This is a genomic window from Streptomyces sp. NPDC033178, assembly GCF_055577685.1.
Window position 1 is genome coordinate 125068 of the sequence record NZ_JBVIPT010000012.1, and the last position, 17239, is coordinate 142306.

The window sequence follows — 17239 nt, forward strand, 5'->3', positions numbered from 1 at the left end:
GGTACGCCCTCGCGAGCCCGGGTACGTCCACGTGAGTCTGGTATGTCCACGCGAGCCGGGTACGTCCACGTGAGCGCCGGTGTCGTGACGACACCGGCGCTCATGCGTGTGCGCGCTCTGTGTAGGGCTCGTGCACGCCCAGTGGTGTGCGCCGGATATATCAGGGCGAAAGTGAACCTAACTCCGGGTAACCGAACCCGGTCCGTACCTGCGAACGCCCGGATTCTGGACGGAGACTTCCGCTGAGCGAACCAGCTCGCTACTGTCCCGCTACGCACACGCCCCGTGGCAGCGCCGCCGCGGAGCGCAGCCGGTGCCCGCCCGGGAGAGCCCGGGACGCTGCCGAACCGGCGGCCTCTGACGCGCGTCGCCGATGGGACCGGTGACGCATCCGCCGCGTAGGGGGCCGTCGACTCTCACCACTAAGGAGTGGGCGTCGTGACCGCGGAGACCTCCCAGACGCTCGACCGGGGACTGCGTGTCCTCAAACTGCTCGCCGACACCGACCACGGTCTGACCGTCACCGAGCTGTCCAACAAACTCGGAGTCAACCGGACCGTTGTGTACCGCTTGCTCGCCACGCTGGAACAGCACGCCCTCGTACGCCGTGACCTGGGCGGCCGTGCCCGCGTCGGGCTCGGTGTGCTGCGGCTCGGGCGGCAGGTGCATCCGCTGGTCCGCGAGGCCGCGCTGCCCGCGTTGCGCTCGCTGGCCGAGGACATAGGGGCGACCGCCCATCTCACGCTGGTCGACGGTGCGGAGGCGCTCGCCGTCGCCGTGGTCGAGCCGACGTGGACCGACTACCACGTGGCCTATCGCGCCGGGTTCCGTCATCCGCTCGACCGGGGGGCCGCCGGCAAGGCGATCCTCGCCGCGCGGGCCGCTTCCGCGGAGGAGCCGGGCTTCACCCTCACTCACGGGGAGCTGGAGGCGGGCGCCAGTGGGGCGGCCGCGCCGCTGCTCGGGGTGACCGGGGTGGAGGGGAGCGTGGGGGTGGTCATGCTTGCCGATGCCGTGCCCGAGCGGGTGGGGCCGCGTGTCGTCGATGCGGCCAAGGAAGTGGCTGAGGCGTTGCGGTGAACCTGGTTCAGAGGGAGCGCGGGGCCAGGGGTGCGGTGGGTGCCGTGGAGAGGTCGTACGTCGTCTGCGGGGTGGTGGGGGCTGGTCGCGCAGTTCCCCGCACCCCTGAAAAGCGCGCGGTTTCCCGCAGCTCCTGAGGAAAGGGTGCCCAGCCCGTGATCCGTGGGTGGCCCCCGGCCGGAAATCGGCCTCGCGTTAGATTGATCCCGTGCTCTCTCGCCTCACGCGCCCCCAGGCCGTCGCCGTCTGCGCCCTTCCCGTCGTGGCCCTGCTCGCCACGGCGGTGTTCGCGCCGTTGCCCTTCTCGGTGGCGCAGCCCGGGATGACGGCGAACGTCCTCGGCGAGAACAAGGGCGAGCCGGTCATCACGATCACCGGTGCGGACACCCACAAGACGCGCGGCCAGCTGCGGATGACGACCATCGAGGCGACGGGCCCCGACCAGGACGTGAGCCTGGGTGATGTGCTCGACGGCTGGTTCCGTACGGATCAGGCGGTGATGCCGCGCGACTCCGTGTACCCGAGCGGCGACACCGTGAAGGAGATCGAGGAGCACAACGCCGAGGAGATGAAGAAGTCCCAGGACACCGCCACCGAGGCGGCCCTGAACCACCTCGGTGAGCAGTCGGACGACATCAAGGTCACCCTGAAGCTCGCCGACGTCGGTGGGCCCAGCGCCGGGCTCCTCTTCTCCCTCGGCATCGTCGACAAGCTGGACGGCGACGGCAGCGGCGGCGACCTCACGGGCGGCCGTGTCATCGCGGGCACCGGGACGATCGACGCCGACGGGAAGGTCGGCGCGGTCGGCGGTGTCGCCCTCAAGACGCAGGCCGCCCGCCGCGACGGCGCCACCGTCTTCCTGGTCCCGAAGGCGGAGTGCTCGGACGCGAGGACGGACCTCCCGAAGGGGCTCCGCCTCATTCCGGTGACCACTCTGAAGGGCGCGATCACCGCCCTGGTGGCCCTGGAGAAGGACCAGGGCTCGGTCCCGAGCTGCTAGCCGAACCGGAACTCCCCCGGGAGAGCCCCCGCTCAGCCCTCCTTCACGAACCCCTCGTCCTTCATCCAGTCCAGCGCGACCGAGTGCGGATCCTCCCCGTCCACGTCCACCCGCGCGTTCAACTCCTGCGCCACGTCGTTGTTCAGGCGTTTGGTGATCGGGTCGAGGACCTGCGCGATCGCCGGATACTTCTTCAGGGCCTTGGAGTTGATCTCCGGAGCCACGTTGTAGTTGGGGAAGAACTTCTTGTCGTCCGCCATCACGACCAGGTTCATGGACTTGATGCGCCCGTCGGTGGTGAAGACCTCCCCGTAGGTGCAACTCCCCTTCGCCGCCTGGGTGTAGATGATCCCGGTGTCCATCTGGGTGACGTTCCCGGCGGGCACCTTCATGCCGTACGCCTTCTCCATGCCCGGCAGCCCGTCGGCCCGGTTGGCGAACTCGCTCTCCACGCAGAGCGTGACCGCCTTCGGGTCGGACTTCGACAGCGCGGCCACGTCGGAGAGGGTCTTCGTGCCGTACTTCTTGAAGTTGGCCTGGTTCATGGCGAGGGCGTAGGTGTTGTTCAGGGCAGAAGGGGGCAGCCAGGTCAGCCCGTTCTTCAGGTCGGCCTCGCGCACGGCCTCCCACTGCTTGCTCGGGTCGGTGATGGGATCACTGTTGCCCTGGTACGTGATCCAGGCGGTGCCCGTGTACTCGTACATGCCGTCCGCGTCCCCGCTCTTGACGGCCTCGCGGGCGCCGATGGAGCCCTGGATGCCCGTGCGGTCCAGCACGTTCGCGCCGGCCGCCTCGAAGGCGATGCCCATGATCGCGCCGAGGATCAGCTGCTCGGTGAACTCCTTGGACGTCACGGTGAGATCGGCGCCCTTGAGCGGCTTCCCCTGCCCGATCGAGCCGGGCTCCACGTCGTCGACCATGGGCGAGCCGCTGGTCAGCCCGCACCCGGCCGAGGCCGCCAGCATCGCCCCGGCGGCCGCCAGACCCGTACGCCGTCTCATGTCCCCGCCTCCAACCCGCGCGGGCTGAGCAGCAGTTCGGCCAGCGAGGCCAGCCAGTCGACCAGCAGCGCGAGGGCCACGGTCAGGATCGAGCCGAGCACCAGCACCGGCATCCGCTGGTTGGTGATCCCGGTCGTGATCAGTACGCCGAGACCGCCGCCCCCGCCGAAGGTGGCGAGGGTCGCCGTGCCCACGTTCAGGACGAGAGCGGTACGGACGCCGGCGAGGATCAGCGGTACGGCGAGGGGCAGTTCGACACGGGCCAGTACGCCCACGGGGGACATGCCGATGCCCCGGGCGGCCTCCAGCAGCGTCGGGTCGTTCGCCTTGAGCCCGGCGATCGTGTTCGACAGGACCGGCAGGACGGCGTACGCGATGATGCCGATCAGCGCCGCCTTCTGCCCGATGCCCAGCCAGATCACGAGCAGCGCCAGCAGACCGATGGCAGGGGTCGCCTGCCCCATGTTGGCGACGGCCATCGCGGCCGGGGTCGCCTTGCGGAACGCCTTGCGGGTCAGCAGGATGCCCAGCGGGATCGCGATGATCAGCACGAAGAACGTGGAGATCACGGTCAGTTCGATCTGCTGCCGCAGCGCCTTCCACACCTGGCCGCCGGACAGCGCGTTCTCCGAGAGCGGGTCCAGGTCCGCCTGCCGGAACCAGAGCCAGGTGGTGAGCAGCACCACGGTGAGCACGGCCGGCAGCAGGGTCAGCTTCTGCCAGGTCACCCGGGAGGCACGGGACTTGACGGCCGGGGGAGCCTTCGCCACCTCGGACCCGGAGCCCGGTCCGGAGCCCGGTCCGGAGCCCGCCCCGGCGCCCTCGTCGTCCGGGTCCGCCCCGGTGTCGTGGTCGGTCTCCGGGACCCTCACGCCTTCGCCTCCCCGCCGGCGGTGCCCTCCTGCTCGTGATGGGTCTGCTCGGCTCGCGTCTCCTCCAGTTCGTGCTGGTGCTCCATCGCGTCGAGCCGGTCGGCCTCCAGCAGTTCGTGTACGGAGTTCATCAGCGTCTCCATGTCCACTACGCCGGTGTACTCCCCGCGCCGCCCCGTCACCACGACCCGCCCCGCGTTGTCGATGAGTACCGCCTCCAGCGCGTCTCGCAGCGTCGCGTCCCGGGTCACCGTGTCGTGCACCAGCGTGCCGGCCCGGGCCAGCGAGCCCTTGGCCCGCATCAGGTCCCCGCGCCGCAGCCACTTGTAGGGCCGCCCGCGCCGGTCGAGCAGCAGGATCTCGTTCGTACCGCTCGACCTCAGCTTGTTGAAGATCTCCTGGAGCGGGTCGTCGACGGTCACCGTCGGATAGCCGGTGATCTCCACATCCCGTACGCGCGACAGATTGAGCCGCTTCAACGCGGCCCCCGCGCCCACGAACCCGGACACGAAGTCGTCCGCGGGGTTGGTGAGGATCGCCTCCGGGGTGTCGAACTGGGCGATGTGCGACCGCTCCCGCAGCACGGCGATCCGGTCGCCCAGCTTGATCGCCTCGTCGAAGTCGTGGGTGACGAAGACGATGGTCTTGTGCAGCTCGTGCTGCAGCCGGATCAGCTCGTCCTGGAGGTGGTCACGGGTGATGGGGTCCACGGCCCCGAACGGCTCGTCCATCAGCAGCACGGGCGGATCGGCGGCCAACGCCCGTGCCACGCCCACCCGTTGCTGCTGCCCGCCGGACAGCTGCCGCGGATAGCGCCCGTGGAACTCGCCCGGGTCGAGACCGACCAGATCCAGCATCTCCTCGACCCGGGAGTTGATCCGCGCCTTCGGCCACCCCACCATCCTCGGTACGAGGGCGATGTTCTGGGCGACCGTCATGTGCGGGAAGAGCCCCGAGGCCTGGATCGCGTACCCGATCTTGCGGCGCAGCTTCACGGGATCCATGTGGGTGACGTCCTCGCCGCCGATCCTGATCCGGCCGCCCGTGGGCTCGATAAGCCGGTTGATCATCTTCAGGGTGGTGGACTTCCCGCACCCCGAGGGGCCGACGAAGACGACGAGTTCACCGGCGTTGATCTCCATGTTGACGCTGTCGACGGCGGGGTGGGAGCTACCCGGGTACCGCTTGGTGAGGTTCTCCAGCTCGATCGTGGCGCCGGTGGTGGCGTTCGCGCCGGTGGTCGCAGCGGCAGTGGTGGTGGTCGCGGTGCCGGCGGTCGGCTCAGACACGGATCCCCCTGGGAATGGTCAGCCGCCCGATGAGGACGTACGCGGCGTCGAACAGCAGGGCCAGGACGATGATCCCGAGCGTGCCCGCGAGCACCTGGTTGAGCGCGTTCTTGCTGCCCAGGGAGGCGATGCCGCGGAAGATCTCGTTGCCGAGACCCGGTCCCGAGGCATAGGCGGCGATGGCGGCGATCCCCATCAGCATCTGGGTGGAGACCCGGATCCCGGTCAGGATCGGCGGCCAGGCGAGCGGCAGTTCGACCCGCAGGAGCCGGGCGAGCCGCGACATCCCGATGCCGGTGGCCGCGTCGACGAGCGAGGGATCGACCCCGCGCAGCCCCACGATCGAGTTGCGCACGATCGGCAGCAGCCCGTACAGGGTCAGCGCGATCACCGTGGGCGGCACCCCCAGCCCCACGATCGGGATGAGCAGACCGATCATGGCGAGCGAGGGGATGGTCAGCAGGGTCGCCGTCGTGGTCGTGGCCAGGCTCCCGGCCCACTCGCTCCGGTAGGTGACGACACCGACCACCACGCCGATCACCGTGGCGACGACCATGCACTGGAAGACGGCGCTGGCGTGCTGGTAGGCGTCGGCGAGGAGCTGCTGATGGCGACTGCCCAGGTACTCCCAGAAGCTCACCCGCTTTTCACCCCACTGTCGCCTCAGTCGCCGTCGCCTCAGTCGTCGTCCTCCGCGGCCTGCTCCACCAGCGGGATGATCCGCAGCGGCACGGGGTTCTCCATGACGATCGCCGTGGAGGCCCGGACGATGCCATCAAAACCGACAACCCGGTCGATCACCCGCTGAAGATCGGCGTTGGACCGCGCCACGAGCCGGCACAGCATGTCCCCGCCGCCCGTCGTCGTGTGCAGCTCCAGCACCTCGGGCACGGTCGCCAAGTGCGCCCGTACGTCCGTGCCTTGGCCCTGCCGGATCTGCAGCGTCGCGAAGGCGGTGACGGGATACCCCAGGGCCGCGGGATCCACCTGCGGCCCGAACCCCCGGATGACTCCATTCGACTGAAGCCGGTCGAGCCGCGCCTGCACGGTCCCGCGCGCGACCCCGAGCCGCCGGGACATCTCCAGCACACCGATCCGCGGCTCCCGCGCGAGCAGCACCAGCAGCCGCCCGTCCAGATGATCGATCGCCATGAGGGCCTCCGAGGTGGTCATCCTGTACACAAAGCCTGACGGGGTAGGCCATTCACTGAACATATTGCCCAGCGGATTCGCAAACTATTGCGCACCTTGCGGAACGGAGAGAGCCTGCGGCCATGACTCAGACCACCCACACCACCCCCGACACCGCGCGGCAGGCAGACCCCTTCCCGGTCAAGGGAATGGACGCGGTCGTCTTCGCCGTGGGCAACGCCAAGCAGGCGGCGCACTACTACTCCACCGCCTTCGGCATGAAGCTGGTCGCCTACTCCGGACCGGAGAACGGCAGCCGCGAGACCGCGAGCTACGTCCTGGAGAACGGCTCCGCCCGCTTCGTCCTCACCTCCGTCATCAAGGCCGCCACCCCCTGGGGCCACTTCCTCGCCGAGCACGTGGCGGAGCACGGGGACGGCGTGGTCGACCTCGCCATCGAGGTCCCGGACGCCCGCGCCGCGTTCGCCTACGCCGTCGAGCACGGCGCCCGCCCCGTCACCGAGCCCTACGAACTCAAGGACGAGCACGGCACGGTCGTACTCGCCGCCATCGCCACGTACGGCAGGACCCGCCACACCCTGGTCGAGCGCACGGGTTACGACGGCCCCTACCTCCCCGGGTTCACGGCCGCGGACCCGATCGTCGAGCCGCCCGCCCACCGCACCTTCCAGGCCATCGACCACTGCGTCGGCAACGTGGAACTCGGCCGCATGAACGAGTGGGTCGCCTTCTACAACAAGGTCATGGGCTTCACGAACATGAAGGAGTTCGTGGGCGACGACATCGCGACCGAGTACAGCGCCCTGATGTCGAAGGTCGTCGCCGACGGCACGCTCAAGGTCAAGTTCCCGATCAACGAGCCCGCCATCGCCAAGAAGAAGTCCCAGATCGACGAGTACCTGGAGTTCTACGGCGGCGCCGGCGTCCAGCACATCGCGCTCAACACGAACGACATCGTGGAGACCGTACGGACCATGCGCGCGGCCGGCGTCCGGTTCCTCGACACCCCGGACTCCTACTACGACACCCTCGGCGAGTGGGTCGGCGACACCCGCGTCCCCGTCGACACCCTGCGCGAACTGAAGATCCTGGCCGACCGTGACGAGGACGGCTACCTGCTCCAGATCTTCACCAAGCCGGTCCAGGACCGTCCGACGGTCTTCTTCGAGATCATCGAACGCCATGGCTCGATGGGCTTCGGCAAGGGCAACTTCAAGGCCCTCTTCCAGGCGATCGAACGGGAGCAGGAGAAGCGCGGCAACCTGTAGTCCACGGGCACGGGTCTCACACCGGACCCAGCGCCCCCAACGCCTCCTTCGCCGCCGGAACGCCCAGCGGCGAGAAGTACGGACTGATCCGCAGCGCCTCCTCCAGATGGCGGCGCGCGGGTCCCTCCAGCTTCAACCGCCGCTCGATCATGCCCCGGTGGTACGCGTAGGGCGCGCTGCGGACCGCGCCCACGTGCTGCTTGTCCGTCGCCTTCGTGGCGAAGACGAGCGCGTCCTCGTGCTGCCCGGCGCGATGCAGCGCCCACCCCAGCGCATCCGCGACCGCCGCGGAGGGATGCCGCTCCCACTCGTCCCGCAGCAGCCGCACGGCGGCCTCCGGGTCACCGTGGTCCGCCTCGAAGAGACCTGCCACGAGATCGGTGTTCACCCCACCGGCTGCGCTCGCCCGCACCCGCTGCCGCACCACGTCGTACTGAGCGCGCGCCTCGTCGCCCAGCCCCACCGACTCGTACAACTCGCCCAGCTCCCACGCGTACTGAGGCAGCGCCCGCTTCTCCGACGCGGCCCGGTACGCGCGCACGGCCTCCGGGGCCCGGCCCAGCGCGGCCAGCGCCCGGCCCTGCCCCGCGAGCGCGGAGTGCCCGTCGGGATCGGCCCGCACCGCGGCCTCGAAGGCGCGCAGCGACTCGGTGGGCTCCCCGCGCTCCCAGGCCAGCTCTCCTGCCCCGACGAGACAGTCCGCCCGCTCGGCCGGAGCGGAGGCGAGCGCCACCGCGTCCCAGAGCGCGGCGGCGGCATCCTCGCGCTGCCCCTGGTCGCGGTAGACGAGGGCGGCCCGCGCCAGCACCCGTGCCCTCGGCGCCGCCGCTCCCGACGGCAGCCGGACGAGCCTGGTCAGCGCCTTGTCCGCGGCCTTGAACTCCCCGAGCCCCCGGTACGCGTCGATCAGCGCCGGATAGGCCGTCCACCGCTTCGGTGAGGCCGCCACCGAGGCCTTGCCCCACTTCCGCGCCGCCCGGAAGTCGTGCCGGGCATTGGCGAGCGCGGCCAGTCCGTCGAGCGCCTCCACGTTCTTCTTCGGCTTCGCCCGCAACGACGTACGCAGCGCCTTCTCGGCCTTCGGGTAGAACCGCGCCTCGCCGGTCCGCTCACCCCGCTCCGCGTACGCCGCGCCGAGCACCGCCCACGACCGCACATCACCCGGATGGGCCCGCAGATGCGCCTCGCGGTCCCCGATCAGCGCGACCAGATCGGGCAGCGAGGCGGGCGCCCCGGCCCCGACGGCGGTCTCGGCCCGAGCCACCGGACCGGGCGCCGGCGGCGGCCCGCCGCGCTCAGGGGGCGCCACCATCAGCACACCGCCCAGCACGGCACACCCCACGACGGCACATCCCACGACGACACCGACGGCCGTCCGCCTCCTGGCCGAACCGCCCCCCGAGCCATCCGCCGAGCCATCCGCCGAACCGCCCCCCGAACAATCCGCCGGACGGCCCGCCGGGCCACCCCCAGGACCGCCCGCCGAACCCGAGGCCAGCTCTTTTCCCATGCCGCTCTCCATGCGGCTCACTGTGCGCCAATACGAAGAGCACACCCGGCCACCACCCCGGCACGGAAAGCCTCGCGCGGGCGGGGTTCACACCGATGGCCCCGGGTGCGACGCTGTGATCATGAGCCGTATCGAAGCCCGACCCGATGAAGACACCGTGGCGGTGGGCAGCCTCGTCGACCGTCTCCTCGCGGGCCTGCCGGCCGAGGCGGTCCTCACCGACCCGGACGTCACGGTCTCGTACGCCAACGACATGGCCAGCTTCTGCGAGGCCGGCACCCCCGCCGTCGTGGTGCTGCCGCGCACCGTCGAGCAGGTCCAGCACGTCATGCGCGTCGCCACCGAACTGCGCGTCCCGGTGGTCCCGCAGGGCGCCCGTACGGGCCTGTCGGGCGCCGCCAACGCCTCCGAGGGCTGCATCGTGCTGTCCCTCGTCAGGATGGACCGCATCCTGGAGATCAGCCCGGTCGACCGGATCGCGGTCGTCGAGCCGGGCGTCGTCAACGCCACGCTCTCCCGCGCCGTCAACGAACACGGCCTCTACTACCCGCCGGACCCCTCCAGCTGGGAGATGTGCACGATCGGCGGCAACATCGGCACGGCGTCCGGCGGCCTGTGCTGTGTGAAGTACGGGGTGACGGCCGAGTACGTCCTCGGCCTGGACGTGGTCCTCGCCGACGGGCGCCTGATGTCCACCGGCCGCCGTACGGCGAAGGGCGTCGCCGGATACGACCTGACCCGCCTCTTCGTCGGCTCCGAGGGCTCCCTCGGCATCGTCGTACGGGCCACTCTGGCCCTCAGGCCGCAGCCGCCCCAACAGCTCGTGCTGGCCGCCGAGTTCGCCTCCGCCGCGGCCGCCTGCGACGCGGTCTGCCGGATCATGGAGGGCGGCCATGTGCCGTCCCTCCTCGAACTGATGGACCGTACGACGGTGAAGGCCGTCAACGACATGGCGAACATGGGCCTTCCGGAATCCACCGAGGCCCTGCTCCTCGCCGCCTTCGACACCCTCGACCCGGCCGCCGACCTGACGGCCGTGGGCGCGCTCTGCGAGGCGGCCGGCGCCACCCAGGTCGTTCCGGCGGACGACGCGGCCGAGTCCGAACTGCTCCTCCAGGCCCGCCGGTTGTCCCTCACCGGCCTCGAAGCGGTCAAGGGCACGACGATGATCGACGACGTGTGCGTGCCGCGCTCGAAGCTCGCCGAGATGCTCGAAGGGGTCGACCGGATCGCCGAGAAGTACCAGCTGACCATCGGCGTCGTCGCACACGCCGGCGACGGCAACACCCACCCGACCGTCTGCTTCGACGCGGGCGACCCCGACGAGTCCCGGCGCGCCCGCGAGTCCTTCGACGAGATCATGGCCCTCGGCCTGGAACTCGGCGGCACGATCACCGGCGAGCACGGCGTGGGCGTCCTCAAGAAGGAGTGGCTGGCGCGCGAGATCGGCCCGGTGGGCGTGGAGATGCAGCGGGCGATCAAGACGGCGTTCGACCCGCTCGGCATCCTCAACCCCGGCAAGCTCTTCTGAAACCCGGGAAAGCTCTTCCCGGCCACCTCCTCCGCCTCTCGCGCCCCTGCGTCTCACTCCCCGTCCTTGGACTCGTCCGAGGGCCAGGGGTCGCGCAGCCAGAGATCGTCGGCCGGGGTGGGCGCGAGCAGCTCGGCGAGGCCGTCGTCGATACCGAGCTGCTCGGCCTCGGAGCCCGGGGGCACCGCCCGCAGGGTGCGCTCCAGCCAGGCCGACACCTGCGCGGCGGGTGCTTCGAGCAGGGCGTCCCCGTCGGGTGAACTCAGCGCCATCAGGACCACGCTCCGTCCGGCGACCTTCGTCGGCCACACCCGCACATCCCCGTGCCCGCACGGCCGGAACACGCCCTCCACGAGCAGCTCGCGCGCGAACGTCCAGTTCACGGGGTGGTCGGAGCCGATGTGGAAGGCGATGTGGACGGCGTACGGATCGTCGGTGCGGTAGCTCAGCCGGGCCGGGACCGGGATGCTGCGCTCGGGGGACAGGACCAGTTTCAGTTCGAGCTCGCGCTCCACCACGGTGTTCATGTCGTGCGTTTCCTCTCGTCCGGTGGCCCTGTGGGCGGGCCCGTACGAGTGGAGAGGGCGCGGGCCGCGAAGCATTACGCGGGTTCGCGGAACTTTTTCCGAAGCACCGGCACACGACCGGCAGACACGGTCAGCACCCGGTCACCAGACACGGTCAGCACCCGACCGCCAGACGATCGGCACCCGACCAGAAGCGGCCGGAGGCGGCCGGAAAACGTGGCGGAACCTTGCTCGAAGGGGGTAGGTACGCCAGGAGCGGCAGTGACCCTTGCGCCCGTCTGATAGATGTGGACGCTCAACACGACCCCCGAGCAGATACGGGACGACGGACATGAGCGCCCCAACCCCGGCCCCAGGCGACGACAGGCCCCGCGAAGGGTATTACCCGGACCCCTCCATTCCTGGATATGTCCGGTACTGGAACGGTGCCGCGTGGGTGCCGGGCACCAGCCGGCCGGCGCCGTCCGGCGGCGAGCCGCTGTCGTCGCCCGCGGGCGAACGGTCCGTGCCCTCCTCCACGGAGGAGACGGGGCCGCACTTCTTCGACGAGGACCCGCCGGCCGCGAGCCCGTCGTCCGCCGACGCCCAGCACGGCAGCCGGCCCGAGCCCGCGACCGCGTGGGGCGCCGACCGCTCACGGCAGACCGGCTTCGGCGGCGACCCGGACCGCCGGATCCGCTGGGGCAAGCCCGATCCGCGCGTACCCACCGAGCAGCCGGCCGAGTCGGCGGGGCCTCCCCTGCCTTCCCTGCCGTCCCAGCCCGACGGCAGGTCGGACCACACGGACGGCATGGCCACGTTCCACTCGTACGAGTCACAAGCCACCGATGCCGAGTCCGACGGGGGCTCGGGGGCCCTCAAGCCGCCGGGCTCCGGCGGCTCGGTGGTGTTCCGCAGGCCCACCGGACCGGTACAGCCGACCGGAGCGGCGGGCTCCGGAGGCCCCGGGGGCGCGGACAGGGACAGGGCCGCCGGGCCGGCCGGGGGAGCGGGTGTGGCGGGAGCCATGGGCGCCGGGCGTGCGCATGTCTCGGGCGCCGACCGTTCCGGCGGTGTCCCCGGCTCGCGTGAACCCCTCGCCTCCGAGGGCACGATGACGTTCAGGGCCGTACCGCGCGGGGGCCGGCAGCGCGGGGCGGAGCCCTCCGCCGCCCAGTCCTCGGCGGCGTCCCAGGCGGCCGCGGCCCAGGCTCAGGCCGGCCCCGCCCAGACCGCCCCCCAGGGCCCCGCAGCCGCCTTCCCGGCCGCCCCCGCGACCCCCCAGCAGTCCGCCGCACCGCAGTCCGCCCCTGAGCAGTCCACCCCCGGCACCCCTGTGCAGTCCGGATCCGGCGCGCCCATGGCCGCGGGTGCCGGCGGCGGGCAGCCCTCCTGGGCCCAGCAGGTGCACCGCCTGGCGGGGCCGGAGGGCGACCAGCCCGTCGTGCCGTGGAAGCCGGTGCGGGAGGACCCGTTCCAGGCGGTCGCCCGCTCGCAGGCGAACGCGCGCCCGGCGGGACTCGGCAAGCGCCTGGCGGCCAGGCTCGTGGACACGCTGGTGCTGGCCGCCGTCACCGGCGCGGCCGCCGTTCCGCTGGGCACCAGGGCCCTGGACCACGTCAACGAGAAGATCGACGCGGCCAAGCTGTCGGGTGAGACCGTCACGGTCTGGCTGATTGACGGCACCACCGCGGTCTACCTCGGCATCATCGTCGCCGTACTGCTCCTCTTCGGTGTCCTCTACGAGGCGCTGCCCACCGCCAAGTGGGGCCGCACCCTCGGCAAGAAGCTGTGCGGCCTCCAGGTGCGGGACATCGAGGGCGGCGACTCGCCGTCGTTCGGTCTGGCGCTGCGCCGCTGGCTCGTCTACAGCGTTCCCGGGCTTCTCGCCATCGGTGTCGTGGGTGTCCTGTGGGGCGCGTTCGACCGCCCGTGGCGCCAGTGCTGGCACGACAAGGCGGCCCACACGTTCGTCGCGGGCTGACCGCTCCCCCGGACGGCCGCCCCCCATTGCGCAGTCGGGGGGTTCGCGGTCGACTCGGGATATGACGACCGAGCCGCCGCCCCCACCGGATGACGATCCGTTCAGGAAGAAGCCGCCGGACGAGGGCTCGTCCGGACAGCAGCCGCCGCCCGGCGAGGGCCCGCCGTTCGACCCCTCCCGCGGCAACGAGCCCCCGCCGGGCACCGGTTCCCCGTACGGCGCCACCCCGCCGCCACCGCCCTACGGCGGCGGTGACCCGTACGGCGGCGGTGGTGGTGACCCGTACGGCGGCGGCCCGTACGGCAACGACCCGCTGGCCGGGATGCCTCCGCTCGCCGACAGCGGCAAGCGCACGCTCGCGCGGATCATCGACATGATCCTCGTCGTCATCGTGGTGTGGCTGGTGACGTGGGCCTTCAACGTCAACGAGTACGACGTGGACACGGACGAGATCGACTACGGCAGGTCGTTCGGCCAGTCACTGATCGCCGCGGTGCTCTACGTCGGCTACGACACCGTGATGACCGCCAGGGCGGGGCAGACCCTCGGCAAGAAGTGGCTGCACCTGCGGGTGGCGAACCTCGACAACGGCTCCACGCCCTCCGTGCAGACCTCGCTGGTCCGCGCGCTGGTCCTGTGGCTGCCGTTCGCGTTCTGCTGCGCGTGCATCTGGACCGCGATCGCGGGCGGCTGGAGCTTCTTCGACAAGCCCTACAAGCAGGGTCTGCACGACAAGGCGGCCAAGACGGTGGTGGTCAGCACGGGCTGAGTTCCACGGGAGTCGGCATGGGCTCAGTCCACAGGCGGCGCAGACGACCGGCGGGTCCGTGGTCAACGGGCCCGCCGGTTCGTGTGGTGGTTCGGGGCGGGCTCAGGCGCGCTCTCGTACCGGCTCGGGCGCGCTGGCGGCCGCGACGGTCTCGCGCTGTACCGGAACCCGGTGTTCCGAGAGAGTGACAGACGCGGGCCGGGCAACGGACACGGTCGGCGCGGCGGGCTTCGGTACGGGAACCGTCATGGCCACGAGGAGGCCGAGCACGAGGGCGGAGAGCGCGATCACCACGACTCCCAGGCCCGAACTCGTCTGTGACAGCAGCAGCATGGCGAGCGTGGAGAAGATCACGGTGCAGGAACCGTAGGCGAGCTGTGCGGCGGTCGGACGAGGCATGGCTATTCCGATCCTCGGGGTGGGGGTCTCCCCCCGTGCCTCTCGCGATGGGGGAGGGTGCGGATAAGAATCTGGGGTTCGACAACGGTGTCCGGTTGGCAAACCACCGGAAATCCGGCGAGCCGCCAACCGACTCTAATCGGCTGTCTGCCCGAGCGGAACGAGCAGTAAGCGTGACCTAACCCACGGTGCCGGTGCACAGGGGGCGCACGGAGTCATGGCGTCCATCAAGTGGACGTTCGAACGCGCCTGTTGAGCGGTACACCGTTCTCCTGTGAGCGGACGGATGCCGGTGCGCGGCGCACGACCGCCGGTGCATAGCCCACTTGACCTGTTCAAGTCAAGATCTGTCTTTTCTCCTTCAACTCCGGTCGAATGTCGTCACTTGTGACGCGCATAGAGCGCGCGCGGACACCATGACCTGGACACCCCTCCATTCCGCGCGCCCGGGCGCGGGGGAGGACTGCATCAAGTGACCAGCAGACCATGGACGTTCAGAGCAGCCGCGGTGGGTGTGTCGCTCGCAGCGGCCGCTGCCACGTTCTCGACCTTCGCGGTGGCGCAGGCCGCTGCCGGCGACCAGCCGGCCGCGGCGGCGGACCGTCAGGATCCGGCCGCGAACCGGCAGGACCCGGCGCGCGCCGAGAACCACACCGAGCGTGAGCACGACCTGAAGGGCCCGCTGACCGAGCGTCAGGAGGCCCAGCGCGAAGAGGCGCTCAAGCAGGTCATATCCGGCGACGCCACCGTAAGGAACCACGGCGGCTCGCAGGTCGTGAAACTCCAGGACGGCAAGTACGTCGAGCTCGGCCGGGAGAAGACCGACCAGATCTTCACGATCCTCGTGGAGTTCGGCGACAAGACGGACCCCCGCTACGGCGGCACCCCGGGTCCCCTGCACAACCAGATAGCCGAGCCGGACCGCGCCGAGGACAACAGCACGGCCTGGCAGGCGGACTACAACAAGAAGCACTTCGAAGAGCTCTACTTCGGCACCGGCAAGGGTGTCGAGTCGATGAAGAAGTACTACGAGAAGCAGTCCTCGGGCCGCTACTCCATCGGCGGCGCGGTCTCCGACTGGGTCAAGGTGCCCTACAACGAGGCCCGTTACGGCTCCAACAAGTGCGAGCCCGACACCTGCGCGTGGAACGCCGTCGCCGACGGTGTCACCGCCTGGGTCGACGCCCAGAAGGCGGCCGGCAAGTCCGACGCCGACATCAAGTCCGAGCTTGCCGCCTACGACAAGTGGGACCGAAACGACTTCGACGCCGACGGCAACTTCAACGAGCCCGACGGCTACATCGACCACTTCCAGATCGTGCACGCCGGCGAGGACGAGTCCGCGGGCGGCGGCGCCCAGGGCGAGGACGCCATCTGGGCCCACCGCTGGTACGCGTTCGGCACCGACGCAGGCGCCACCGGTCCCACGGGCAACAAGATGGGCGGGGCGCAGATCGGCGACTCCGGCATCTGGGTCGGCGACTACACCATCCAGCCGGAGAACGGCGGACTCGGTGTCTTCGCCCACGAGTACGGCCACGACCTCGGTCTGCCGGACCACTACGACACCACCAACACCGCCGAGAACTCCACCGGGTTCTGGACGCTGATGTCGTCCGGGTCCTGGCTCGGCGAGGGCAGGAACACCATCGGTGACCTGCCCGGCGACATGACCGCCTGGGACAAACTCCAACTCGGCTGGCTGAAGTACGACACGGCCAAGGCCGCGACGCGCTCCACCCACAAGCTGGGCGTGGCGGAGTACAACACCAAGAACGCCCAGGCGCTGGTGGTCGAACTGCCCGAGAAGGAGGTCACCAACCCGGTGGTCACCCCGGCGCAGGGCGCCACCCAGTGGTGGAGCGGCAGCGGTGACGACCTCAAGAACACGCTGACCCGTTCCGTCGACCTCACCGGCAAGTCCTCGGCCGCGCTGACCCTCGACGGCTGGTACGACATCGAGACCGACTTCGACTACCTCTACACCGAGGTCTCGACCGACGGCGCCAACTGGACGCCGCTGGACGGCACGGTCGACGGCGCGGCCCTCCCGCGCGACGGCAGCGGCAAGCCCGCGCTGACCGGCACCGTGGACGCGTACAAGAAGCTCTCGTTCCCGCTCGACGCCTACGCGGGCAAGAAGTTCGACCTCCGCTTCCGCTACCAGACCGACGGCGGGGTGGCCCAGAAGGGCTTCGCGGCCGACGTGATCACGGTGACGGCCGACGGTTCGCCGGTCTTCTCGGACAACGCCGAGACCGCCGACGCCGCCTGGAAGGCCACCGGCTTCTCCCGCATCGGCGCGGCCGTCACGGACGACTACGCGCAGTACTACATCGCCGAGAACCGCCAGTACGTGTCGTACGACAAGACCCTCAAGTCCGGCCCGTACAACTTCGGCTTCTCGACCACGCGCCCGTCCTGGGTGGAGCACTTCCCCTACCAGAACGGTCTGCTGATCTGGAAGTGGGACACCTCCCAGAACGACAACAACGTCAGTCAGCACGCGGGCTCCGGTCTGCTGCTGCCGGTGGACGCCCACCCGAAGCCGCTGAAGTGGTCCGACGGCACGCTGATGCGCAGCCGCATCCAGTCGTACGACTCGCCCTTCAGTACGTACCGGACGGACGCCCTCAGGCTGCACAAGGCGGACGTCGCCACGAAGATTCCGTCGCTTCCGGGCAACCGGATCTTCAACGACCACACGAACACCTACTACGACGAGACCAACCCGACCGCCGGTGTCCGCGTCACTGACACCAACACCAAGATCGCGATCGTGAAGGAGCCGCGCGACGGCTCGACGATCACGGTGAAGGTCTCGGCCGCGACGAAGTAAAAGGCATTTCCGCAGGTCAAACCATGATCGGCCGCAACC

The 17239-nt window shown here is 70.4% G+C and carries 15 protein-coding genes; 7 read left to right on the plus strand and 8 right to left on the minus strand.

Going from position 1 to position 17239, the window contains the following annotated elements:
• The first annotated feature begins 438 nt into the window (after positions 1–438).
• Both ACZ5VQ_RS28200 and ACZ5VQ_RS28205 read left to right on the plus strand, forming a co-directional pair.
• Complete coding sequence (locus ACZ5VQ_RS28200) at positions 439–1080, plus strand: IclR family transcriptional regulator (protein ID WP_361060129.1); 642 nt, start codon at positions 439–441, stop codon at positions 1078–1080.
• Between the two features lie 208 nt (positions 1081–1288).
• A complete protein-coding gene (locus ACZ5VQ_RS28205) occupies positions 1289–2080 on the plus strand; it encodes a S16 family serine protease (RefSeq protein ID WP_469107327.1) in 792 nt (263 codons plus the stop codon).
• Positions 2081–2112: 32 nt separating this feature from the next.
• Here the strand turns inward: ACZ5VQ_RS28205 and ACZ5VQ_RS28210 are convergent, their stop codons facing one another.
• The 5 genes from ACZ5VQ_RS28210 to ACZ5VQ_RS28230 all read right to left on the minus strand — a co-directional run bounded on the left by ACZ5VQ_RS28210 (position 2113) and on the right by ACZ5VQ_RS28230 (position 6394).
• Positions 2113–3081 carry a glycine betaine ABC transporter substrate-binding protein gene (locus ACZ5VQ_RS28210; RefSeq protein ID WP_469107328.1) on the minus strand — a complete coding sequence of 323 codons (969 nt, stop codon included), beginning with the start codon at positions 3079–3081 and terminating at the stop codon, positions 2113–2115.
• Positions 3078–3851: an ABC transporter permease gene (locus tag ACZ5VQ_RS28215; RefSeq protein ID WP_469107490.1), complete on the minus strand. Its 774-nt coding sequence runs from the start codon at positions 3849–3851 to the stop codon at positions 3078–3080. The genes ACZ5VQ_RS28210 and ACZ5VQ_RS28215 overlap by 4 nt, the downstream gene beginning before the upstream one ends.
• Positions 3852–3949: 98 nt before the next feature.
• Positions 3950–5242 (minus strand): betaine/proline/choline family ABC transporter ATP-binding protein, encoded by a 1293-nt coding sequence (locus ACZ5VQ_RS28220; RefSeq protein ID WP_469107329.1) that lies wholly within the window; start codon positions 5240–5242, stop codon positions 3950–3952.
• A complete protein-coding gene (locus ACZ5VQ_RS28225) occupies positions 5235–5882 on the minus strand; it encodes an ABC transporter permease (protein WP_362077162.1) in 648 nt (215 codons plus the stop codon). The genes ACZ5VQ_RS28220 and ACZ5VQ_RS28225 overlap by 8 nt, the downstream gene beginning before the upstream one ends.
• A gap of 38 nt (positions 5883–5920) precedes the next feature.
• Positions 5921–6394, minus strand: a complete 474-nt coding sequence (locus ACZ5VQ_RS28230; protein WP_055617039.1) for an Lrp/AsnC family transcriptional regulator — start codon at positions 6392–6394, stop codon at positions 5921–5923.
• Positions 6395–6516: 122 nt separating this feature from the next.
• Between ACZ5VQ_RS28230 and hppD the strand changes: the two genes are divergently transcribed.
• Positions 6517–7662 carry a 4-hydroxyphenylpyruvate dioxygenase gene (gene hppD, locus ACZ5VQ_RS28235; protein WP_469107330.1) on the plus strand — a complete coding sequence of 382 codons (1146 nt, stop codon included), beginning with the start codon at positions 6517–6519 and terminating at the stop codon, positions 7660–7662.
• 16 nt (positions 7663–7678) lie between these two features.
• Here hppD and ACZ5VQ_RS28240 read toward each other — a convergent pair whose 3' ends face one another.
• Complete coding sequence (locus ACZ5VQ_RS28240) at positions 7679–9019, minus strand: tetratricopeptide repeat protein (RefSeq protein WP_469107331.1); 1341 nt, start codon at positions 9017–9019, stop codon at positions 7679–7681.
• Positions 9020–9287: 268 nt separating this feature from the next.
• Between ACZ5VQ_RS28240 and ACZ5VQ_RS28245 the strand changes: the two genes are divergently transcribed.
• Positions 9288–10703 (plus strand): FAD-binding oxidoreductase, encoded by a 1416-nt coding sequence (locus ACZ5VQ_RS28245; protein ID WP_200397900.1) that lies wholly within the window; start codon positions 9288–9290, stop codon positions 10701–10703.
• Positions 10704–10756: 53 nt separating this feature from the next.
• Here ACZ5VQ_RS28245 and ACZ5VQ_RS28250 read toward each other — a convergent pair whose 3' ends face one another.
• Entirely contained in the window at positions 10757–11230 is a 474-nt protein-coding gene (locus tag ACZ5VQ_RS28250; protein WP_200397901.1) for an SsgA family sporulation/cell division regulator, read from the minus strand.
• A gap of 331 nt (positions 11231–11561) precedes the next feature.
• Between ACZ5VQ_RS28250 and ACZ5VQ_RS28255 the strand changes: the two genes are divergently transcribed.
• Together ACZ5VQ_RS28255 and ACZ5VQ_RS28260 are read left to right on the plus strand one after the other, a co-directional pair.
• A complete protein-coding gene (locus ACZ5VQ_RS28255; RefSeq protein WP_469107332.1) occupies positions 11562–13193 on the plus strand; it encodes an RDD family protein in 1632 nt (543 codons plus the stop codon).
• A 61-nt stretch (positions 13194–13254) separates the two neighbouring features.
• The gene (locus ACZ5VQ_RS28260) at positions 13255–13962 is read left to right on the plus strand and encodes an RDD family protein (RefSeq protein ID WP_469107333.1); all 708 of its coding nucleotides are present in this window, start codon (positions 13255–13257) and stop codon (positions 13960–13962) included.
• Between the two features lie 102 nt (positions 13963–14064).
• Here ACZ5VQ_RS28260 and ACZ5VQ_RS28265 read toward each other — a convergent pair whose 3' ends face one another.
• Positions 14065–14361 carry a hypothetical protein gene (locus ACZ5VQ_RS28265; protein WP_200397904.1) on the minus strand — a complete coding sequence of 99 codons (297 nt, stop codon included), beginning with the start codon at positions 14359–14361 and terminating at the stop codon, positions 14065–14067.
• Between the two features lie 472 nt (positions 14362–14833).
• On the opposite strand from ACZ5VQ_RS28265, the gene ACZ5VQ_RS28270 reads away from it, so the two are divergent.
• Positions 14834–17200: an immune inhibitor A domain-containing protein gene (locus ACZ5VQ_RS28270; protein ID WP_469107334.1), complete on the plus strand. Its 2367-nt coding sequence runs from the start codon at positions 14834–14836 to the stop codon at positions 17198–17200.
• Positions 17201–17239: the final 39 nt, after the last annotated feature.

What these genes read in the sequence shown, in the direction of transcription:
- ACZ5VQ_RS28255 (WP_469107332.1), top strand. Translation starts at nt 11,562, where the DNA reads ATGAGCGCCCCAACCCCGGCCCCAGGCGACGACAGGCCCCGCGAAGGG.
- ACZ5VQ_RS28230 (WP_055617039.1), bottom strand. Translation starts at nt 6,394, where the DNA reads ATGGCGATCGATCATCTGGACGGGCGGCTGCTGGTGCTGCTCGCGCGG.
- ACZ5VQ_RS28250 (WP_200397901.1), bottom strand. Translation starts at nt 11,230, where the DNA reads ATGAACACCGTGGTGGAGCGCGAGCTCGAACTGAAACTGGTCCTGTCC.
- ACZ5VQ_RS28260 (WP_469107333.1), top strand. Translation starts at nt 13,255, where the DNA reads ATGACGACCGAGCCGCCGCCCCCACCGGATGACGATCCGTTCAGGAAG.
- hppD (WP_469107330.1), top strand. Translation starts at nt 6,517, where the DNA reads ATGACTCAGACCACCCACACCACCCCCGACACCGCGCGGCAGGCAGAC.
- ACZ5VQ_RS28265 (WP_200397904.1), bottom strand. Translation starts at nt 14,361, where the DNA reads ATGCCTCGTCCGACCGCCGCACAGCTCGCCTACGGTTCCTGCACCGTG.
- ACZ5VQ_RS28210 (WP_469107328.1), bottom strand. Translation starts at nt 3,081, where the DNA reads ATGAGACGGCGTACGGGTCTGGCGGCCGCCGGGGCGATGCTGGCGGCC.